The organism is Flavobacterium jejuense (assembly GCF_006491595.2).
Classification (GTDB): Bacteria; Bacteroidota; Bacteroidia; order Flavobacteriales; family Flavobacteriaceae; genus Flavobacterium; species Flavobacterium jejuense.
Map to the genome: position 1 here is coordinate 150,314 of NZ_VEVQ02000007.1, position 15,782 is coordinate 166,095.

General features: G+C 29.5%; 13 protein-coding genes and 2 tRNA genes. 11 read left to right on the forward strand and 4 right to left on the reverse strand.

Annotated elements, in window-relative coordinates; all coding sequences use genetic code 11:
* Window positions 1–78: 78 nt before the first annotated feature.
* The gene (locus FIA58_RS12195; protein ID WP_140962764.1) at window positions 79–2,511 is read right to left on the reverse strand and encodes a DUF5916 domain-containing protein; all 2,433 of its coding nucleotides are present in this window, start codon (window positions 2,509–2,511) and stop codon (window positions 79–81) included.
* A 186-nt stretch (window positions 2,512–2,697) separates the two neighbouring features.
* On the opposite strand from FIA58_RS12195, the gene FIA58_RS12200 reads away from it, so the two are divergent.
* Entirely contained in the window at window positions 2,698–3,429 is a 732-nt protein-coding gene (locus FIA58_RS12200) for a murein L,D-transpeptidase catalytic domain family protein (RefSeq protein WP_140962765.1), read from the forward strand.
* Here FIA58_RS12200 and FIA58_RS12205 read toward each other — a convergent pair.
* Window positions 3,418–5,001, reverse strand: a complete 1,584-nt coding sequence (locus FIA58_RS12205) for a L,D-transpeptidase family protein (protein ID WP_165928913.1) — start codon at window positions 4,999–5,001, stop codon at window positions 3,418–3,420. The two genes, FIA58_RS12200 and FIA58_RS12205, sit on opposite strands and share 12 nt — an antisense overlap.
* 695 nt (window positions 5,002–5,696) lie before the next feature.
* On the opposite strand from FIA58_RS12205, the gene FIA58_RS12210 reads away from it, so the two are divergent.
* Together FIA58_RS12210 and FIA58_RS12215 are read left to right on the forward strand one after the other, a co-directional pair.
* Window positions 5,697–5,769 (forward strand) — tRNA-Gly (locus FIA58_RS12210).
* Between the two features lie 33 nt (window positions 5,770–5,802).
* Window positions 5,803–5,875, forward strand: a tRNA-Gly gene (locus FIA58_RS12215).
* A 43-nt stretch (window positions 5,876–5,918) separates the two neighbouring features.
* On the opposite strand, the gene pepE is transcribed toward FIA58_RS12215, so the two are convergent.
* Window positions 5,919–6,626, reverse strand: coding sequence for a dipeptidase PepE (pepE, locus tag FIA58_RS12220; RefSeq protein ID WP_140962767.1), 708 nt, complete (start codon window positions 6,624–6,626; stop codon window positions 5,919–5,921).
* Between the two features lie 115 nt (window positions 6,627–6,741).
* Here pepE and FIA58_RS12225 point away from each other — a divergent pair, with 115 nt between their 5' ends.
* The 6 genes from FIA58_RS12225 to FIA58_RS12250 all read left to right on the forward strand — a co-directional run bounded on the left by FIA58_RS12225 (window position 6,742) and on the right by FIA58_RS12250 (window position 12,175).
* Complete coding sequence (locus FIA58_RS12225; RefSeq protein ID WP_140962768.1) at window positions 6,742–7,521, forward strand: hypothetical protein; 780 nt, start codon at window positions 6,742–6,744, stop codon at window positions 7,519–7,521.
* A gap of 25 nt (window positions 7,522–7,546) precedes the next feature.
* Complete coding sequence (locus FIA58_RS12230; protein WP_165928914.1) at window positions 7,547–8,362, forward strand: carboxypeptidase-like regulatory domain-containing protein; 816 nt, start codon at window positions 7,547–7,549, stop codon at window positions 8,360–8,362.
* Entirely contained in the window at window positions 8,352–8,855 is a 504-nt protein-coding gene (locus tag FIA58_RS12235) for a DUF6702 family protein (protein WP_140962770.1), read from the forward strand. The genes FIA58_RS12230 and FIA58_RS12235 overlap by 11 nt, the downstream gene beginning before the upstream one ends.
* 16 nt (window positions 8,856–8,871) lie before the next feature.
* On the forward strand, window positions 8,872–11,139 hold the full coding sequence (locus tag FIA58_RS12240; RefSeq protein WP_140962771.1) for a M1 family metallopeptidase: 2,268 nt from the start codon (window positions 8,872–8,874) through the stop codon (window positions 11,137–11,139).
* Window positions 11,140–11,246: 107 nt separating this feature from the next.
* A complete protein-coding gene (locus FIA58_RS12245) occupies window positions 11,247–11,606 on the forward strand; it encodes a Sec-independent protein translocase subunit TatA/TatB (RefSeq protein ID WP_140962772.1) in 360 nt (119 codons plus the stop codon).
* Complete coding sequence (locus FIA58_RS12250) at window positions 11,606–12,175, forward strand: phosphatase PAP2 family protein (protein WP_140962773.1); 570 nt, start codon at window positions 11,606–11,608, stop codon at window positions 12,173–12,175. The genes FIA58_RS12245 and FIA58_RS12250 overlap by 1 nt, the downstream gene beginning before the upstream one ends.
* Window positions 12,176–12,209: 34 nt before the next feature.
* Here FIA58_RS12250 and FIA58_RS12255 read toward each other — a convergent pair whose 3' ends face one another.
* Entirely contained in the window at window positions 12,210–12,851 is a 642-nt protein-coding gene (locus FIA58_RS12255; protein ID WP_140962774.1) for an O-methyltransferase, read from the reverse strand.
* 83 nt (window positions 12,852–12,934) lie between these two features.
* Between FIA58_RS12255 and FIA58_RS12260 the strand changes: the two genes are divergently transcribed.
* Window positions 12,935–14,635 carry a carbamoyltransferase C-terminal domain-containing protein gene (locus FIA58_RS12260; RefSeq protein WP_140962775.1) on the forward strand — a complete coding sequence of 567 codons (1,701 nt, stop codon included), beginning with the start codon at window positions 12,935–12,937 and terminating at the stop codon, window positions 14,633–14,635.
* A gap of 69 nt (window positions 14,636–14,704) precedes the next feature.
* Window positions 14,705–15,745, forward strand: a complete 1,041-nt coding sequence (rlmN, locus tag FIA58_RS12265) for a 23S rRNA (adenine(2503)-C(2))-methyltransferase RlmN (protein ID WP_140962776.1) — start codon at window positions 14,705–14,707, stop codon at window positions 15,743–15,745.
* Window positions 15,746–15,782 lie beyond the last annotated feature (37 nt).

Here is a 15,782-nt window from a genome sequence, read left to right on the forward strand (position 1 = left end):
TTGACAAAAGTATTTTGTATAAAAAAACCTGAATTTAGATATAAATTACGAAAACGATTTAGTGATTTAGGAAAATTTTTAGCCTTTTTTTACCCAATTTTTAGCTTGATTGTAATCAATAAAGTAACGAATACTTATTGAAAAAGCATGATTTAGATTGTCAGTAAATAAAGTGTCAAAGTTATTTTTAAAGTTTCTGTCAATATCATTAGAGTAGATTGCCGCATTATTTCTATATAGAACTGTGGCTTGGCTTCCAGGTGCAAACCACCAAGAATAAGATAAATCTAAGTTCCAAGTGCTAAAATTTGAATCTTTATTTTCAGTATAATCTAATTTTTCAACAAGCCTTCCATTATCTTGTAATGCAAAGAAAGCATTGTTTTCTGCAATTGACCAATAATGCCTTACGGAAAGATTAAAATTCATTTGACTATTAATTGAAAATTTACTAGTTAATGAATTGTTGATGGTGTTTCTGTCTCTTTGTGCTATAATTGTCTCTCCTGAATTGCTTAAATAATCGACAAAACCAATATTGTTTTTTTGAATATATGGATTTATAGAATAAATCAAAGAGAATTTGTCATTAAAACGGTATCTTGGACTTATTGTGATATCTAAATCAGATCTGTCTTTTTGGTCATAAAACAAATTTGAAACCTGGAAGTCTAAAGCTAATTTATAGTTGTAGTTAGAAGAAAAACTTAACCAATAGCTTTGAAGTTTTGGTAAAATTAAGAATTCACCATCTTTTCTTGGTTCATAATAATCGTATCTTTCGAAAGGTTTTATTCTATAACCAAAACCGAAATAATGATTGCCTTTTGAAGTAGTGTTAACATCAAGACTGAAATTGTTCTGTTGGATTTCATTAGTGTTGTTATTGTATTCCATATAGGTGTATAATCCTATATTAAAGGAATTAAATTTTTTTGTAGGAGCCAAGATTCTATAACTAGCATTGCAGAAATAGCTATAATAATTATTTTGGAAGATAATACCTAAATCATTTTTGTCAAAATCTTTGGATACATATTCACCACCAATACCATAACGATATTTACCTGAGGTTTCTCCAATTGAAAGAGATGATTCAATTCCATTAGTGTTCTTGGTGTCAAATGTATTGCTGAGATTTGCTTTACCTGATAGATTATAGGTGTTTTTTTTGGTGTTTAAGTCGAAAACAAGACCTGTAACATTGGCATCTCTAAAGTCTCCATTTCTAGTTACATTAGTATTTATGAAGGTTACAGAAGAGTTTTGATTGAATCTCTGATCAAAAACAGTTACGTTATAATTGGTTAATGGAGAGGCAACCTCGGATCGAGTAGTGCCATCAGAATTATTTTTTATGGTTACACTAGTTTCTTCTGTTATAGCATTTAGAAAACCTATACCAAGACCATCATTATTTCGTCCAGATACTTTAACGGCATTAAGAAGGTTTGTAGTAGTTGGATACTTCTCAATAGTTTCGTCATCATGTAATTCTGGATAAAACAGTGGTTTAGCTCCAATTCTTCTAGTGTATAGTAGATTTCCTTTATTAAATAAATCGGTGCCCTCAGTAAAAAAAGGTCTGTTTTCATTAAATTGTTGTTCAAAAGGACCTAAGTTCAATTCTACATTATCAAATTTGGTTTGGCCAAAATCTGGAATTAGAATAGCATCCAAAGTAAAAGCATCATTAATTCCGTATTTAATATCTAATCCTCCTTTTAGAGTGGTTTCTGTTGCTTCTTTGTTAGAATTTATATAAGCAGAAGTATAAGGTATAAGAAATAAGCGAGTAGGTGGTTTGATATTTTGAATACCAGTTAAAATTCCAGCTTGTTGAGAAAAGGCTCCTGTGTTGTTATATACAGGTGACCATGTGTATTTTTGCCTTGTCCTTCTTATTTCTCTAAAAAAATTAATTCCCCAAGTTTGTATGTCTTTTCTAGGGAAACGTAATGCTGCATAAGGTATTTTCATTTCTACAACCCATCCAATATCTGTAATTTTGGCTTTACTTGACCATATAGCATTCCAAGAGTAATCTTCTCCATCTTGTGAGGTAAAATTACAATCAGCTTGACCGTTTGCAGCAGTTACATAGAACTGAAAATCTTGTTGACCGTCATTGTAACCATTAATAAAAACACCAAAAGAATCAGAAGTACCAAAATTGTCTCTTTCTTTTATTTCTTTTAAAATTTTGGTGGGTTCGTTATCATATAATAAGGCTCCAATATATACTGCGTCGTCGTCATATAATATTTTTACTTCTGTTCTGAGTTCTTTAGTTTCAGGGTTTCCATTATCAGGAGAAAATGTAAAAAAATTTTTCGCAGGTAAAGCTTTTGACCAATCATCTTCATCAAGTTGTCCATCAATTGAAATTATAGAAGTCTTTTTCTCAGCTTTTATGTTTTTTTTAACGTTTTTTATTGGTAATGTTGCTTGTCCAAATAAAATTTTTGAGAAAAAAAGCAATAAAACACAGAAAATAAAGTTATTATGCATGAAATCTTTTTTACAAATTTAGGATTATTCATTTTTGAAGGAAACAAATTATAAAATCTTTAACTTTTCCCTACCGAATCGATTAAATGCATTTTTTTTCGACAAAAAGCACTAAAAAGTTTGTTTGGTTGAATTTTTTAAATATATTTGGAATCTCAAATCTAATGAATAACTATTACAACGACAATGAATTACAAATTATTATCTCTTTTTGCCCTTAGTTTTCTTTGTTTAAGCTTTACTTCAATTAGTAATGTAAAGGAAATTAAAAATAATAATACGGATCCAAAGTTATTAGCTGCAAATGCAAAAGTAGCTTTTGAAGCAAAGTGTAAAACTTTCTATAGTTCAATTGAATCAAATGAATTATCATTGCCTAATTATGAAAGTTTTTCAAAAGCATTTGAAGGATATGATGAATTAAAGAAACAAGGAGTAATAGAGAAAGATTATTTAACAATTGTTGACTTTAGTCTTTCTTCTAATGATGAGAGAATGTGGGTAATAAATATGGATACTAAAGAAGTTGTGTTTCGTTCTTTAGTGGCTCATGGGAAAAATTCTGGTGAATTATTTGCTAATGATTTTTCAAACAAATCAGAATCTTATCAAAGTAGTTTAGGTTTTTATACAACAGGTGAAACTTATGTAGGAAAACACGGTCTTTCTTTACGATTAGATGGTTTGGAATATGGAATTAATGATAATGCTAGAGAACGTGCTGTAGTAATTCATGGGGCTGATTATGTTTCTGAAGAATTTGTTAAGTCAAATGGTCGTTTAGGAAGAAGTCTAGGTTGTCCTGCAGTTCCTAACGAACTTTCAAAAGAATTGATTGAGTTAATAAAAGATAAATCTTGTTTGTTTATTTATCATCCTTCACGAAATTATATTACAAAATCAAAATTAGTTTCTTAAAGCGGTGTATAAATTTTTATCGAGATTATAAATGTCTTCTCGAAATTGTAAACCGTCTTTGTCAAGCCAATTAGTCCAATATAATAAATAAACATTAATATTATTCTTAACAGGGATAGTTTTAATGTTTTTTTTGCTTATTAGACTATCAATTTCTTTAGTAGACCAACCCTCATCTTGGTTAAAAAGTATTTTTTCTGCTAGTATTAATGGGTTTTCTACTCTTACGCAGCCAGAACTTAAAGCTCTGTATTCTCTTGAGAAATAATCTCTATGATTAGTATCATGCAAATATACAGAATGTCTGTTGGGAAAATTAAATTTAACTAATCCAAGAGAGTTATTATAGCCTGAAACTTGAACGTATCGATACGATTTAGAATTGTCTGAATCCCATTCTTCAGGAGCTACAACAGTACCAGTCGAATCGTAAATGGTCATTCTAGTTCTTGTGAAATAATCCAAATTCTTTTTTGCTGAAGGAGTAAGGTCTTCCTTAATAATAGTAGGAGGAACAGTCCATGTAGGATTAAAAACCAAATTAGATAATTTAGAAATAAGAATTGGAGTGTTTCTTTTAGGTGTTCCTACTACAATATTGTGTTCTGCTATAGTATCGTTTTTGGATACATATACAATGTTGTAGTTGGGTAAATTAACTAATAAATATTGTTTTCCTAAATCTTCTGGAAACCATTTCCATCTCTCTAAATTGGCAATTATTTGTTGTTTTCTTTGTTCTTTAGTGAAATTAAGGGCTTGAATGGTTCCTTTTCCTATAACTCCATCAGGTTTTAATCCATGTCTAGATTGGAATTTTTTTACAGCAATAAAAGTAATAGTATCATAAACAGCAGTCGTTATACTATCTTTTCTTGTATAATCTTTCCAATAGGCTAGTGTTTTTTTAATTGCTATAATTTCATTAATAGTATCATGTAATTGAATTTTGTTTTTTATGTCAATTTTACCCAATTTATAATCAGGGTATTTATCAATTACAACTAAACTTTCTTTTATTTTAGTATAAACATAATGTTTAGGTTTTAACTCATCGAAAGTTGTAGAAATAGTTTTGTTTTTAATTCCTTTTTCTAAATAAGTAGAAAGAGCTATTGGTTTAGGGTTTAAATCCCAATCTTTATATAATTTTTTAGGATTTAACTTTCCTCTGTATAAGTGAAGAGATAGTTTTTCAAAAGATTCAGTTAACAAAATGTCATATTTAATGATAGCTTCATCGTCTAGTTTTTTTCTTTTTTCTTCAAGATCTAAAATAGCTTTTAAATTATAGTCGTTAGGGTTAAGTCCGTCTTTATAGCAATTTTTAATTTCATTAATCAATTCAGTTCTATTTTTTAAGCTATACCAAATTTCATAATTATTTAGTTTGCTGTAATAAATTTTAATACTGTCTTTTAATGTTTCAATATGTTCTGGAAGTAATGGTCTTACAACTTCTTGAGTAGTAGAATCTTTAATCAAGCTATCATCCGCAACAATTTCATTAGAATTGTTTTTACAACCTAATAAAAGAAGACTAAGGAAAATATAATGTATTGTTTTTATCATAAAAAGCATAATAATTTTAAAATTTAAATCTAAAGGAGATAGCTAGTTTGTCTTTTGTCTTTCGAATTCTACACTGCAAAAATAATGACATTATTCATTCTATTGCTCATTATAAATAGTGATTTTTAGAATTAAATTTTATTTAACTAAATATATTAATTTTTTCATATATAATATAATGCTATTTAATGGCTTTCATCAATAATTTTAGACATTTAATCGTAGAAATAGAATAATTGTAAAAATGAGTAGTCATTTTTTGACTATTTAAATGAAAAAAAATGATTTTTTCAAGAATATAATAATTAGTAATTTCTTTTCCTTTGTGAATACTATTAGTTTAATGTTTTTAAATCATACAAATAAAAGGTTTCTCATAAATCTATTATCCATAAACATGCCAAAGTAAGTTGGTTGTAGTGATTTTGCGTAAAAAAAGTATAATTTTGGTAGCTTTAAGTCGATTGTGATTTAAAATAATTATTATATGAATTTTATTTAGAAATATTTTGGGTTATAAAATATTCATTTCTAGAATCTTATAAGGGGAGTTTTTTTTATTGTTTAGTATTTATGAAATAAAGTGAAAAATTTTTCAAAAAAATTTGCAACTAAAAAAACTTTTAGAGTATATTTGCACCCACAAAAGTAGTTCATCTAACGCTTTGTAATTAAGTGTTTTTTTTGAATTAAATGCGGAAGTAGCTCAGTTGGTAGAGCTCCAGCCTTCCAAGCTGGTTGTCGCGAGTTCGAGCCTCGTCTTCCGCTCAAAAACTTTAATGAAAGTTTAAAAAATTCATTGCGGAAGTAGCTCAGTTGGTAGAGCTCCAGCCTTCCAAGCTGGTTGTCGCGAGTTCGAGCCTCGTCTTCCGCTCTTAAAAAAAAGCCTCAAAATATTTGAGGCTTTTTTATTGCTTTTATTTTAAGTCTTTCAGTTCAGTATCTGGATTAATTTCTTCAGGAGAATGATTTTTTCTAAATAAACGAGCTGTTAAATCTCCTTTAAGTTTGATGGAGTTTCCTTTTACTTCTAGCCAACTGCCTTCTCGTAAGCCAAGTACAGGTTGTGGGTTGAAAGAATGAAATTCATTAATTCTTGTTTCTCTCGTTTCTCCCATATGAGTAGAATTTAAATCAGGATCAAGATAATGTGGATTAATATTAAAGGAAACAAATCCTAAAGTTCTAAAACTTGGAGGATATACAATAGGCATATCATTAGTTGTATTCATTGTTAAGCCACAAATATTACTTCCTGCACTAGTTCCAAGGTAAGGTGTTCCTTTGTTTACAGCATTTTCCAAACTGTCAATTATATTGTTTCTGTATAATTCATTGACTAATACAAACGTATTTCCTCCTCCTGTAAAAATTCCTTCTGCATTTTCAATAGCTTCAGTAGGATTGTCAAATTCATGAATGCCTTTTGTTTTTTTGTTAATAGTTGAGAAAACTTGTCTAACTTTATCAGTGTAAGAATCATGTGAAATACCTCCTGGTCTTGCATAAGGAATAAAAAGAATTGTAGAAACTTTTTTAAAATGATTTTCTAAAAGAGGTAATAGATATTCAAGATAACTTCCATTATGTAATGTTGAAGTACTCGCTATAATTATGTTTTTCATTTCTTATTTTTTTTCAAAATTAGTATTTTCAATTAACAAAAGTTTATAATCTTATTAGTATTTAATTAGTAACAATCTCTGTTAATTTTACAAAATACTTTTATATGAAGTAATTATGATAAAAAAAATACTATTCTTTCTTATTCTTTTTCCTCTTATGTTGTGGTCTCAAAAGGATTCAATTTTTAATGGTAAAATTGTCTCTGAGTCTAGCTCTTTGGATGAAATTCATATTATAAATATTACTAAAAATAGCGGTGTTTTATCAGAACGTGGTGGTTATTTTAAGATTAGAGCTAGTGTAAATGATACTTTGATGTTTAGTGCAGTGCATTTGAAAGGATATCAAAGAGTTGTTCTAAAACAAGATTTTGAAAATGATTTGGTATTTATACCTATGGAAGTCTTCGAAAATCAGTTAACTGGAATTACTCTTACTAAGTATAAGAATATTAATGCTGAATCTTTAGGAATCGTTCCCAAAGGACAAAAGAGGTATTCACCAGCAGAAAGAAAGTTGGTAACGGCAGGTGATTTTAGATGGTACAGTCCTTTGTTAATTCCTGTTGGGGGAATGAGTGTTGATGGACTTATTAACGCTATAAGCGGAAGAACCAATATGTTGAAAAAAGAATTAGTAGTGGAACGTAAAGAGTTGTTACAAGAAAAAACGTCCAATTTTTTTACAAAAGAATACATTACAAATACTTTGAAAATCCCTGAAGAATATGTTGAAGGTTTTCTTTTTTATATAGTTGAAGATAAAAGATTTACCAATGAAATGAAAAATGAAAATAAAGCAATGGCTACTTTTATTTTAGGAGAGTTGGCAGATGAATACTTAAAATTGAAAGAATTGGATGTAAAAAAGAATAAGGATGAGAATGAGGAATAGTAAAGTAATTTTATTTTTTTTTCTGATGACACGTCTCTTGTATTCTCAAGGTATTGAAAGAGAAATTTTAAATGGTAGAATTATTGCAGATTCAGTAGAAGTTGAAAATATAACGATTTTTAATATTTCTACCAATATTGGAGCTGTTTCAGATTCGAATGGAAAATTTTCAATAAAAGCAAGAGTTGCTGATACTTTATATTTTCAAGGATTGTCTTTTGTTTCTAAAAAATATGCACTCACTGAAAAAGATTTTTTTGTAAAGGAATTGGAAATACGATTGAAAGTGAATATAAATGAACTAAATGAAGTAGTAATTACACCTTTTACATTAACAGGAAATTTAATAGAAGATACAAAAAAAATCAAAACCTATGAACTCTCACCAGTAAATATAGATGAAGTTAAATACTATGATGACAAACGATTTTCTTCTGATAATAAAGTCACTACTAATACAGACCATTTCGCGTCAAATGGTTCTAGTTTTAATTTTAAATTAATAGGGAAGCAAATTGGTAAATGGCTTGGTATTAAAGGTGATTCAAAGAAAAATGCTAGAGAAGTGATGGAAGAAAGAAGGTTGCGTGATATTCAATCAAAATCCTATGCTGAACATATTAAAGAACGATTTTCACATCACTTTTTTGTAGATATATTGAAAATTGAGAATAAAGATATTACTGCATTTCTTGCTTATTCAGAAATGCCAAGTTATGAATTGGTAAGGTTTTTGAAACCAGAAAACGAACTCCAGTTAATTGAGTATTTGGTTGAAAAAGCCAAAACATTTAAAATGAAAAATAAAGAAGAATCAATACCTTTGCTGAATGAAAAATAATATTAAGATAACCATTATCTTGGTTCTGTTTGTTTTAGTTTCGTCATTTAATTTCCATAAATTTTATGTGTCTGTTACGCAAGTAGATTATGTGAAAGCAAAAAATAGAATTGAAATTACTTCTAGAATTTTTATTGATGATTTTAATAAGGTTCTTGAAAAGAAATATAATAAGAAAATTTATTTGGCTTCTAATAGAGAAATTAAAGATGCTGATAAATTGGTTGAAAGTTACTTAAAAGAAAAAATGAGAGTTATAATTAACAAAAAACCTTACGATTTACAATTTTTAGCAACAGAAATTGATAATGATGTGTTAATTTGTTACTTAAAAGTTAATTTTTCTGAAAAAATTACTACTTTCGGAATCGAAAATTCGGTTTTAACGGAAATGTTTAACGAACAACAAAACCTATTACATACTAACATCAATAACGAAAAGAGTAGTTTTTTGCTGACACGTTCAGATAATGTTGCTTTTTTAGAATTTTAAATTAACCAAATCCATCATGAAAAAAAGAATTTTATTTTCTTCGGTTTTAGTTGTTGTAGCTTCATTTTTTGCTACAGCACAAGGTGTAAAAACAGAAGATAAACAAAAAGAACCAGGACATTATAACGAAAATAAGTTTCGTCAAATGTATGATTTAATGGCTACTCCAAATATGTTTCGTACTGCATCTGGAGCGCCTGGACCTGCTTATTATCAACAACAAGCAGATTATAAAATGAATCTTGAGCTAGATGATAAGAATAAAAAACTGTATGGTTCAGAAACGATTACTTATTATAATAATGCACCTGAACCATTAGAATATCTTTGGGTGCAATTAGATCAAAATATTCGTGCAGCGGATTCAAAGACACCTCTTGTAGAAAGCCAAAGAATGGATCCAGCATTAGCTCCGGATAATTTTGCTAAGAAATTTATGGAAGAGCCTTTTCAAGGAGGATTCCATATTGAATATGTGAAAGATAAATCAGGAAAAGATATGAGTTATACGATTAATCAAACGATGATGCGTATTAACTTAGATAAACCATTACAATCAAAGCAAAAGATAACTTTTTCTATAAAATGGTGGTATAATATTAATAATTACCAAGTTGATGGAGGTCGTTCAGGTTACGAGGAGTTTGAAGATGGCAATCGTTTGTATGTAATTGCACAGTTTTATCCTAGAATGGCTGTTTATAGTGATGTGGAAGGATGGCAAAACATGCAGTTCTGGGGAAGAGGAGAATTTGCACTGACTTTTGGTAATTATGATGTAAACATTACTGTTCCTGCAGATCACATTATGGAAGGAACTGGAGTTAACACAAATAGAAAAGATGTATTTACATCTGAACAAATGAAAAGATGGGCACAAGCTGAAAATACTTTTGATAAACCAGTTGTAATTGTAACACAAGAAGAAGCCGAAAAAAGAGAGAAAGGTTTCTCAGAAGCGAAGAAAACTTGGAAATTTAAAGCAGAAAATGTACGTGATTTTGGTTTTTCAACTTCAAGAAAATTCATGTTAGATGCTATGTCTGTTCAATTGGATACTAAAAAACCAATGGCAATTTCTATTTACCCTAAAGAAGCAAATCCGCTTTGGGGTGAATACTCAACTAGAGCAGTAGCACAAACATTAAAGACATATTCAAAGCATACATTTGATTACCCTTATCCAAAAGCAGTATCAGTTTCTGCTCAAGATCAAGGAATGGAATACCCTATGATTTGCTGGAACTTTGGTCGTCCTGATAAAGACGGTAAATATTCTGATAGAGTAAAATATGGAATGTTAGGTGTAATTATTCACGAAGTAGGTCATAATTTCTTTCCAATGATTGTAAATTCAGATGAAAGACAATGGACTTGGATGGATGAAGGTTTAAATACATTTTTAGAGTACTTAACAGAATTAGAATTTGATCCTAATTTCCCTACAGATAGAGGCCCAGCTGCAAAAATTGTTCCTTACATGAAAGGAAATCAGAAGTTTATTGCTCCAATTATGTCTAATTCTGAAAATATTTTTCAGTTTGGTTCAAATGCTTATGGAAAACCAGCAACAGGTTTAAATATTCTTCGTGAAACTATCATGGGAAGAGAATTATTTGACCATGCTTTCAAAACATATGCACAAAGATGGATGTTTAAACACCCTACACCAGAAGATTTATTTAGAACTATGGAAGATGCATCCGCTGTAGATTTAGATTGGTTTTGGAGAGGATGGTTTTATTCAACGGACTATGTCGATTTAGGAATAAAAGAAGTAAAGCAATATTATGTTTCTTTAGAGCCAACTCAAGAAATGAAGGATTTTGTAGCACGTAGAGGAAGATTTTTACGTGATTCTGGACCATTTATCTATTTAGTAGACGAAGAACATAAAGAATTTAACCCAAGTACTAAAAAAGCATTTGAAGTTAAAGATGTTCAAATTTTAGAAGATTATGTTTCTAAAAACTATAGTACAGATGAAAAACAAAAATTAGCAAATCCTAAATATTTTTACGAAGTAGAATTTAATAAACCTGGAGGTTTAATGATGCCAATTATAGTAGAGCTTCAGTTTGAAGATGGAACAAAAGAAATGCATAAATTCCCTGTGCAAATCTGGAGAAGAAATAATGATACTGCTAAACGTGTTTTTGCTACTGATAAAAAAATTGTAAAAATACAATTGGATCCAAAATTAGAAACAGCAGATATTGATACTTCAAATAATGTTTGGCCAGCGCAAGCAGCTACTTCAAAGTTTGATGAATTAGATAAATAATTTTTGTTCTTATAATAAAAAATAGTTAAAACCTATATCAAAATTTAAAACTTTGGTATAGGTTCTTTTTTTCTTTGTAACTTTGTCTAAAATAATTAAAAAAACAAATGTTTGGTATCGGTTTTTCAGAACTTTTATTTGTGCTAGTAGCAGTTTTAATGCTTTTCGGTTCCAAAGAGATTCCTCAAATGGCTAAATTTCTTGGTAAGACTATGGCACAATTAAAAAATGCTACAAATGAAATTAAAAATGAAATTCACAGTAGTGCAAAAGATACTGGTTTAGATATGAATTCTTTAACTGGAGGCATCTCGGACGAAATTAAAAAAGCTAAAGAAGGAATAACTAATTCGATAAACCCTTTGAAAGACATGTCTAATGAAATTGTTGATGATATTAAAAAACCTATACAAGAAGTTAAAGAAGATATCGAGAATTTATCTGGACCTATTAAAAGACAATTTTAATGTTAGAGCACATTATTTCGTTAGATAAAGAACTATTAGTTTTTCTTAATGGATTAGGCTCAGAAAAATTTGATCCTTTTTGGTTACTAATAACGAAACAGCTTAATTGGATTCCTTATTTTTTAATTTTATTATTTATTCTTCAAAAGAAAATTGGATGGAGAAATTTAGGAATTGCGCTTTTATTTATTGCACTTTTAATCACTTTTACGGACCAGGTAACTAATCTTTTTAAAAATCACTTCCAAAGATTAAGACCATGTAAAGATTTGGAAATAAATACTATTATAAGATTAGTAAAATGTAGTGATACTTATAGCTTTTTCTCTGGTCATGCATCAAACTCTTCTGCTTCAATGACTTTTATCTTTCTTGTCCTTAGAAAATATTATAAATTTGCTTTTGTAGTTTTTTTATTTCCTTTGATTTTTGCTTACAGTAGGATATATTTAGGTTTGCATTTTCCTGGTGATATTTTAACAGGTTATTGTTTTGGAGTAAGTTTTGGAATAGTTTTTTACAAATTATATGCTTTTGTGCTTAGAAAATATTTTAAAGTTCTATTATAAAAGTCTTTTTTAAGTACATTTAAACTACATATCTTTAAATTACTCTGCTAACTGTTAACCCATCGCGAATAGGTAATAAAACCGTTTCTACTCTAGGGTCATTTTTTAATAATTCATTGTATTCAACTAATACTTTTGTACTAGTGTCTTTTGGATCTAATTCTTCAATAACTTTTCCACTCCATAGTACATTATCCGATAAAATTATTCCTCCTTTACTCATCATTGGAACAATCAAATGAAAGTAATTGATGTAATTCTCTTTATCAGCATCTATGAAAACCAAATCAAATTTTTTATTTAAATTAGGAATGATATCCATAGCATCACCTATATGTTGAATAATTTGTTTTCCCCATACAGAAGCATCAAAATATTTTTTTTGAAAATCAGTCAATTCTTCATTAATATCTATAGTGTCAATTGTTCCTTCTTTGTCTAATCCTTCAGCTAAACATAAAGTAGCATATCCTGTATAAGTGCCAATTTCTAAAATGTGCATTGGATGAATTATTTTTGAAAGCATACTCAAAACTCTACCTTGAAAATGACCACTAAGCATTCTTGGTTGTAATACTTTTTGATAAGTTTCTCTGTTTAGCTTTGCTAATAATTCAGGTTCTTCTTGACTATGGTTGGCAACATAATTTTCTAAATTTTCAGAGATGAAATGCATGATTATTTTGAGTTTAAAATTTTATACAAAGTTATCAAATTATTTTTTGTAGTTTTCGATAAATTATCAAAAATAAGGCATTGATGACTAAACCTATTTATATTCTAGGAACAGGATTATCTCATAATGGTTCAGCGGTTTTATTAAAAGATGGATGTATTTGTGTAGCAATTGAGAAAGAAAGATTAACACGAATTAAGCATGATGGAGGGAATGATTCTATTGCTATTCAATATTGTTTGGATGCAGAAGGAATTCAATTAAAAGATATTGTTCTTGTGGTGCAATGCGAAAATTTTGTAATTCCAAAAAGAGAAATTTTTAAAGGGAAAAGACTTTTTGCTGGCACATTAGAGCCTAAAATTATTACTATTTCGCATCATTTAGCTCATGCTTATAGTGCTGTTGGAACAAGTCCTTTTGCAACTTGTAATGTAATGGTTGTTGACGGTTGTGGAAGTCCATTAGACCAATTTTTAGCATTGCATCCCGAACAAAAGGAGTTAATCGATGAAGCTATTCTTTCAGAAGTACAAATGCAATGTGAAAAAGATAGTTTTTATTATTTCGATGGTCAAAATATGACTCCTTTGGTTAAAGATTTTAGTATAATGTCTCAAAATTCTACAAATTCATTATCATTGCCAACGACTCAACATTCAATAGGTGGGTTTTATGCAACTATCAGTAATTATGTTTTTGGGAACATGGATGATGTGGGTAAATTAATGGGTTTAGCACCTTATGGAAAATCGGGTGTATATGATTTTGAAGTTTTTAGATTTGATGAAAAAAGATTGTTTGTTAATGAAGATTGGAAAAGACATTTTAGTAATCCTTCAAAAGGATATTCTTATTTTAAGGAACATTTTAATTACTATGCTAATGTAGCCAAATGGGCACAAGAACAAGTAGAAAAATCCGTTTTGAAACTCATTTCAATTCGTGCGAATCAATTTTCAAATGAAAATTTATGTTATAGTGGAGGAGTAGCTTTAAATGCTGTTGCCAATGCAAAGCTGGAAGATAGTAGAGTAGCAGAAAATGTTTATTTTGAACCAGCAGCAAGCGATAACGGATTGGCTTTAGGTTGTGCTTATTATGGTTGGTTAGAATATATGAAATTACCTAAAGTTCTTCATAACGGAAGCACTTGCTTTGGCAAACAGTATAGTTTAGAAGAAATTAACAAAGTGTTGAAAAATGAAAATGTAGAGGAATACCAAATTTCCAAATTTCATCAAGAAAATGAGTTGTTTGAATATTGTGCCAAAGAACTCAATCAAGGAAAAACAATAGCTTGGTTTCAATCGGGTTCTGAATTTGGACCACGCTCATTAGGTAGGAGAAGTATTTTAGCTCATCCAGGAATTGAGAACATGAAAAATCACATTAATACAAATATTAAATTTCGAGAAGATTTCCGTCCTTTTGCTCCCGCTATTTTAAAGGATAAAGTAAAAGATTATTTTGAAGAGGGAAGAGAAAGCCCTTATATGATTTTGGTTGATAAAACTAAAGAAGAACATTTAAAAACATTAAAGAATGTAACGCATTGTGATGGTTCTGCTAGAGTACAAACAGTTGATGTTTTGCGGAACCCTAAATTTCATAAACTAATTGAGGCTTTTTACAAAGAAAGTGGTATTCCTGTTTTATTGAATACTAGTTTGAATAGAAAAGGAATGCCTATAGTAGAAACTCCAAAGCATGCTATCGATTTGTTTAAGGAAACAGCATTAGATATTTTAGTTTTGGAAAATATTGTATTGAAAAAAAACTAATTTAGAATTTCTAAATCTTCTACATTCTAATATGGGAATTCTAATTTCTAAATTCATTACTTTTGCACCATGCAAACGACAAAAAAAGACATAAGAGCACTCACAAAAGAACAGTTAAGAGATTTTTTTGTAGCCAATGGAGATAAATCATTCAGAGGTAATCAAGTGTACGAATGGTTGTGGAGTAAAAGAGCGCATTCTTTTGAAGACATGACAAATGTTTCCAAAGAAACAAGGGCTATGTTAGAAGCAAACTTTGTAATCAACCACATCAAAGTTGATACCATGCAACGTAGCGAAGATGGAACGGTGAAAAATGCGGTTCGTTTGCATGATGATTTAATCGTGGAATCGGTTTTAATCCCAACCAAAACGAGAACCACAGCTTGTGTGTCAAGTCAAGTAGGTTGCAGTTTAGACTGTAATTTTTGTGCCACAGCTCGTTTAAAGCGGATGAGGAATTTGGAACCAGGAGAAATCTATGACCAAGTGGCTGCTATTGATAATGAAAGTCGTTTGTATTTTGATCGACCTTTATCAAATATTGTTTTCATGGGAATGGGAGAACCTTTAATGAATTATCCAAATGTCATTAAAGCTATCGATATGATTACTTCACCTGAAGGTTTAGGAATGTCTCCAAAGCGAATTACCGTTTCTACTTCTGGAGTTTCTAAAATGATAAAAAAAATGGCTGATGATGAAGTCAAATTTAAGTTGGCAGTTTCTTTGCATTCTGCCATTGAAGAAACCAGAAACCATATTATGCCTTTTACCAAAAGTTTTCCTTTAGAAGATTTGCGAGAAGCGTTGGAATATTGGTACAAAAAAACGAAAAGTAAAGTAACTTATGAATATGTGGTTTGGAAAGGAATTAATGATGATAAAGCGTCTATCAATGCTTTAGTTAAGTTTTGCAAATATGTACCTTGTAAAGTAAATCTTATCGAATATAATCCTATAGACGATGGTGAATTTCAGCAAGCCTCTGAAAAAGCTACTGAAGATTATATTAAAGCTTTAGAAAAAAACAACATAATTGTCAAGGTAAGAAGAAGTAGAGGAAAAGACATCGATGCTGCATGTGGACAATTAGCAAATAAATCTTAAATGGATTTTATTTTACAATTTTTAAATTTAGAAGCAA

Coding starts and splice junctions, on each gene's coding strand:
- FIA58_RS12235 (WP_140962770.1), top strand. CDS start 8,352: ATGAAAAATAATATTAAGATAACCATTATCTTGGTTCTGTTTGTTTTA.
- FIA58_RS12195 (WP_140962764.1), bottom strand. CDS start 2,511: ATGCATAATAACTTTATTTTCTGTGTTTTATTGCTTTTTTTCTCAAAA.
- FIA58_RS12255 (WP_140962774.1), bottom strand. CDS start 12,851: ATGCATTTCATCTCTGAAAATTTAGAAAATTATGTTGCCAACCATAGT.
- pepE (WP_140962767.1), bottom strand. CDS start 6,626: ATGAAAAACATAATTATAGCGAGTACTTCAACATTACATAATGGAAGT.
- FIA58_RS12225 (WP_140962768.1), top strand. CDS start 6,742: ATGATAAAAAAAATACTATTCTTTCTTATTCTTTTTCCTCTTATGTTG.
- rlmN (WP_140962776.1), top strand. CDS start 14,705: ATGCAAACGACAAAAAAAGACATAAGAGCACTCACAAAAGAACAGTTA.
- FIA58_RS12250 (WP_140962773.1), top strand. CDS start 11,606: ATGTTAGAGCACATTATTTCGTTAGATAAAGAACTATTAGTTTTTCTT.
- FIA58_RS12245 (WP_140962772.1), top strand. CDS start 11,247: ATGTTTGGTATCGGTTTTTCAGAACTTTTATTTGTGCTAGTAGCAGTT.
- FIA58_RS12240 (WP_140962771.1), top strand. CDS start 8,872: ATGAAAAAAAGAATTTTATTTTCTTCGGTTTTAGTTGTTGTAGCTTCA.
- FIA58_RS12205 (WP_165928913.1), bottom strand. CDS start 5,001: ATGATAAAAACAATACATTATATTTTCCTTAGTCTTCTTTTATTAGGT.
- FIA58_RS12260 (WP_140962775.1), top strand. CDS start 12,935: ATGACTAAACCTATTTATATTCTAGGAACAGGATTATCTCATAATGGT.
- FIA58_RS12230 (WP_165928914.1), top strand. CDS start 7,547: ATGACACGTCTCTTGTATTCTCAAGGTATTGAAAGAGAAATTTTAAAT.
- FIA58_RS12200 (WP_140962765.1), top strand. CDS start 2,698: ATGAATTACAAATTATTATCTCTTTTTGCCCTTAGTTTTCTTTGTTTA.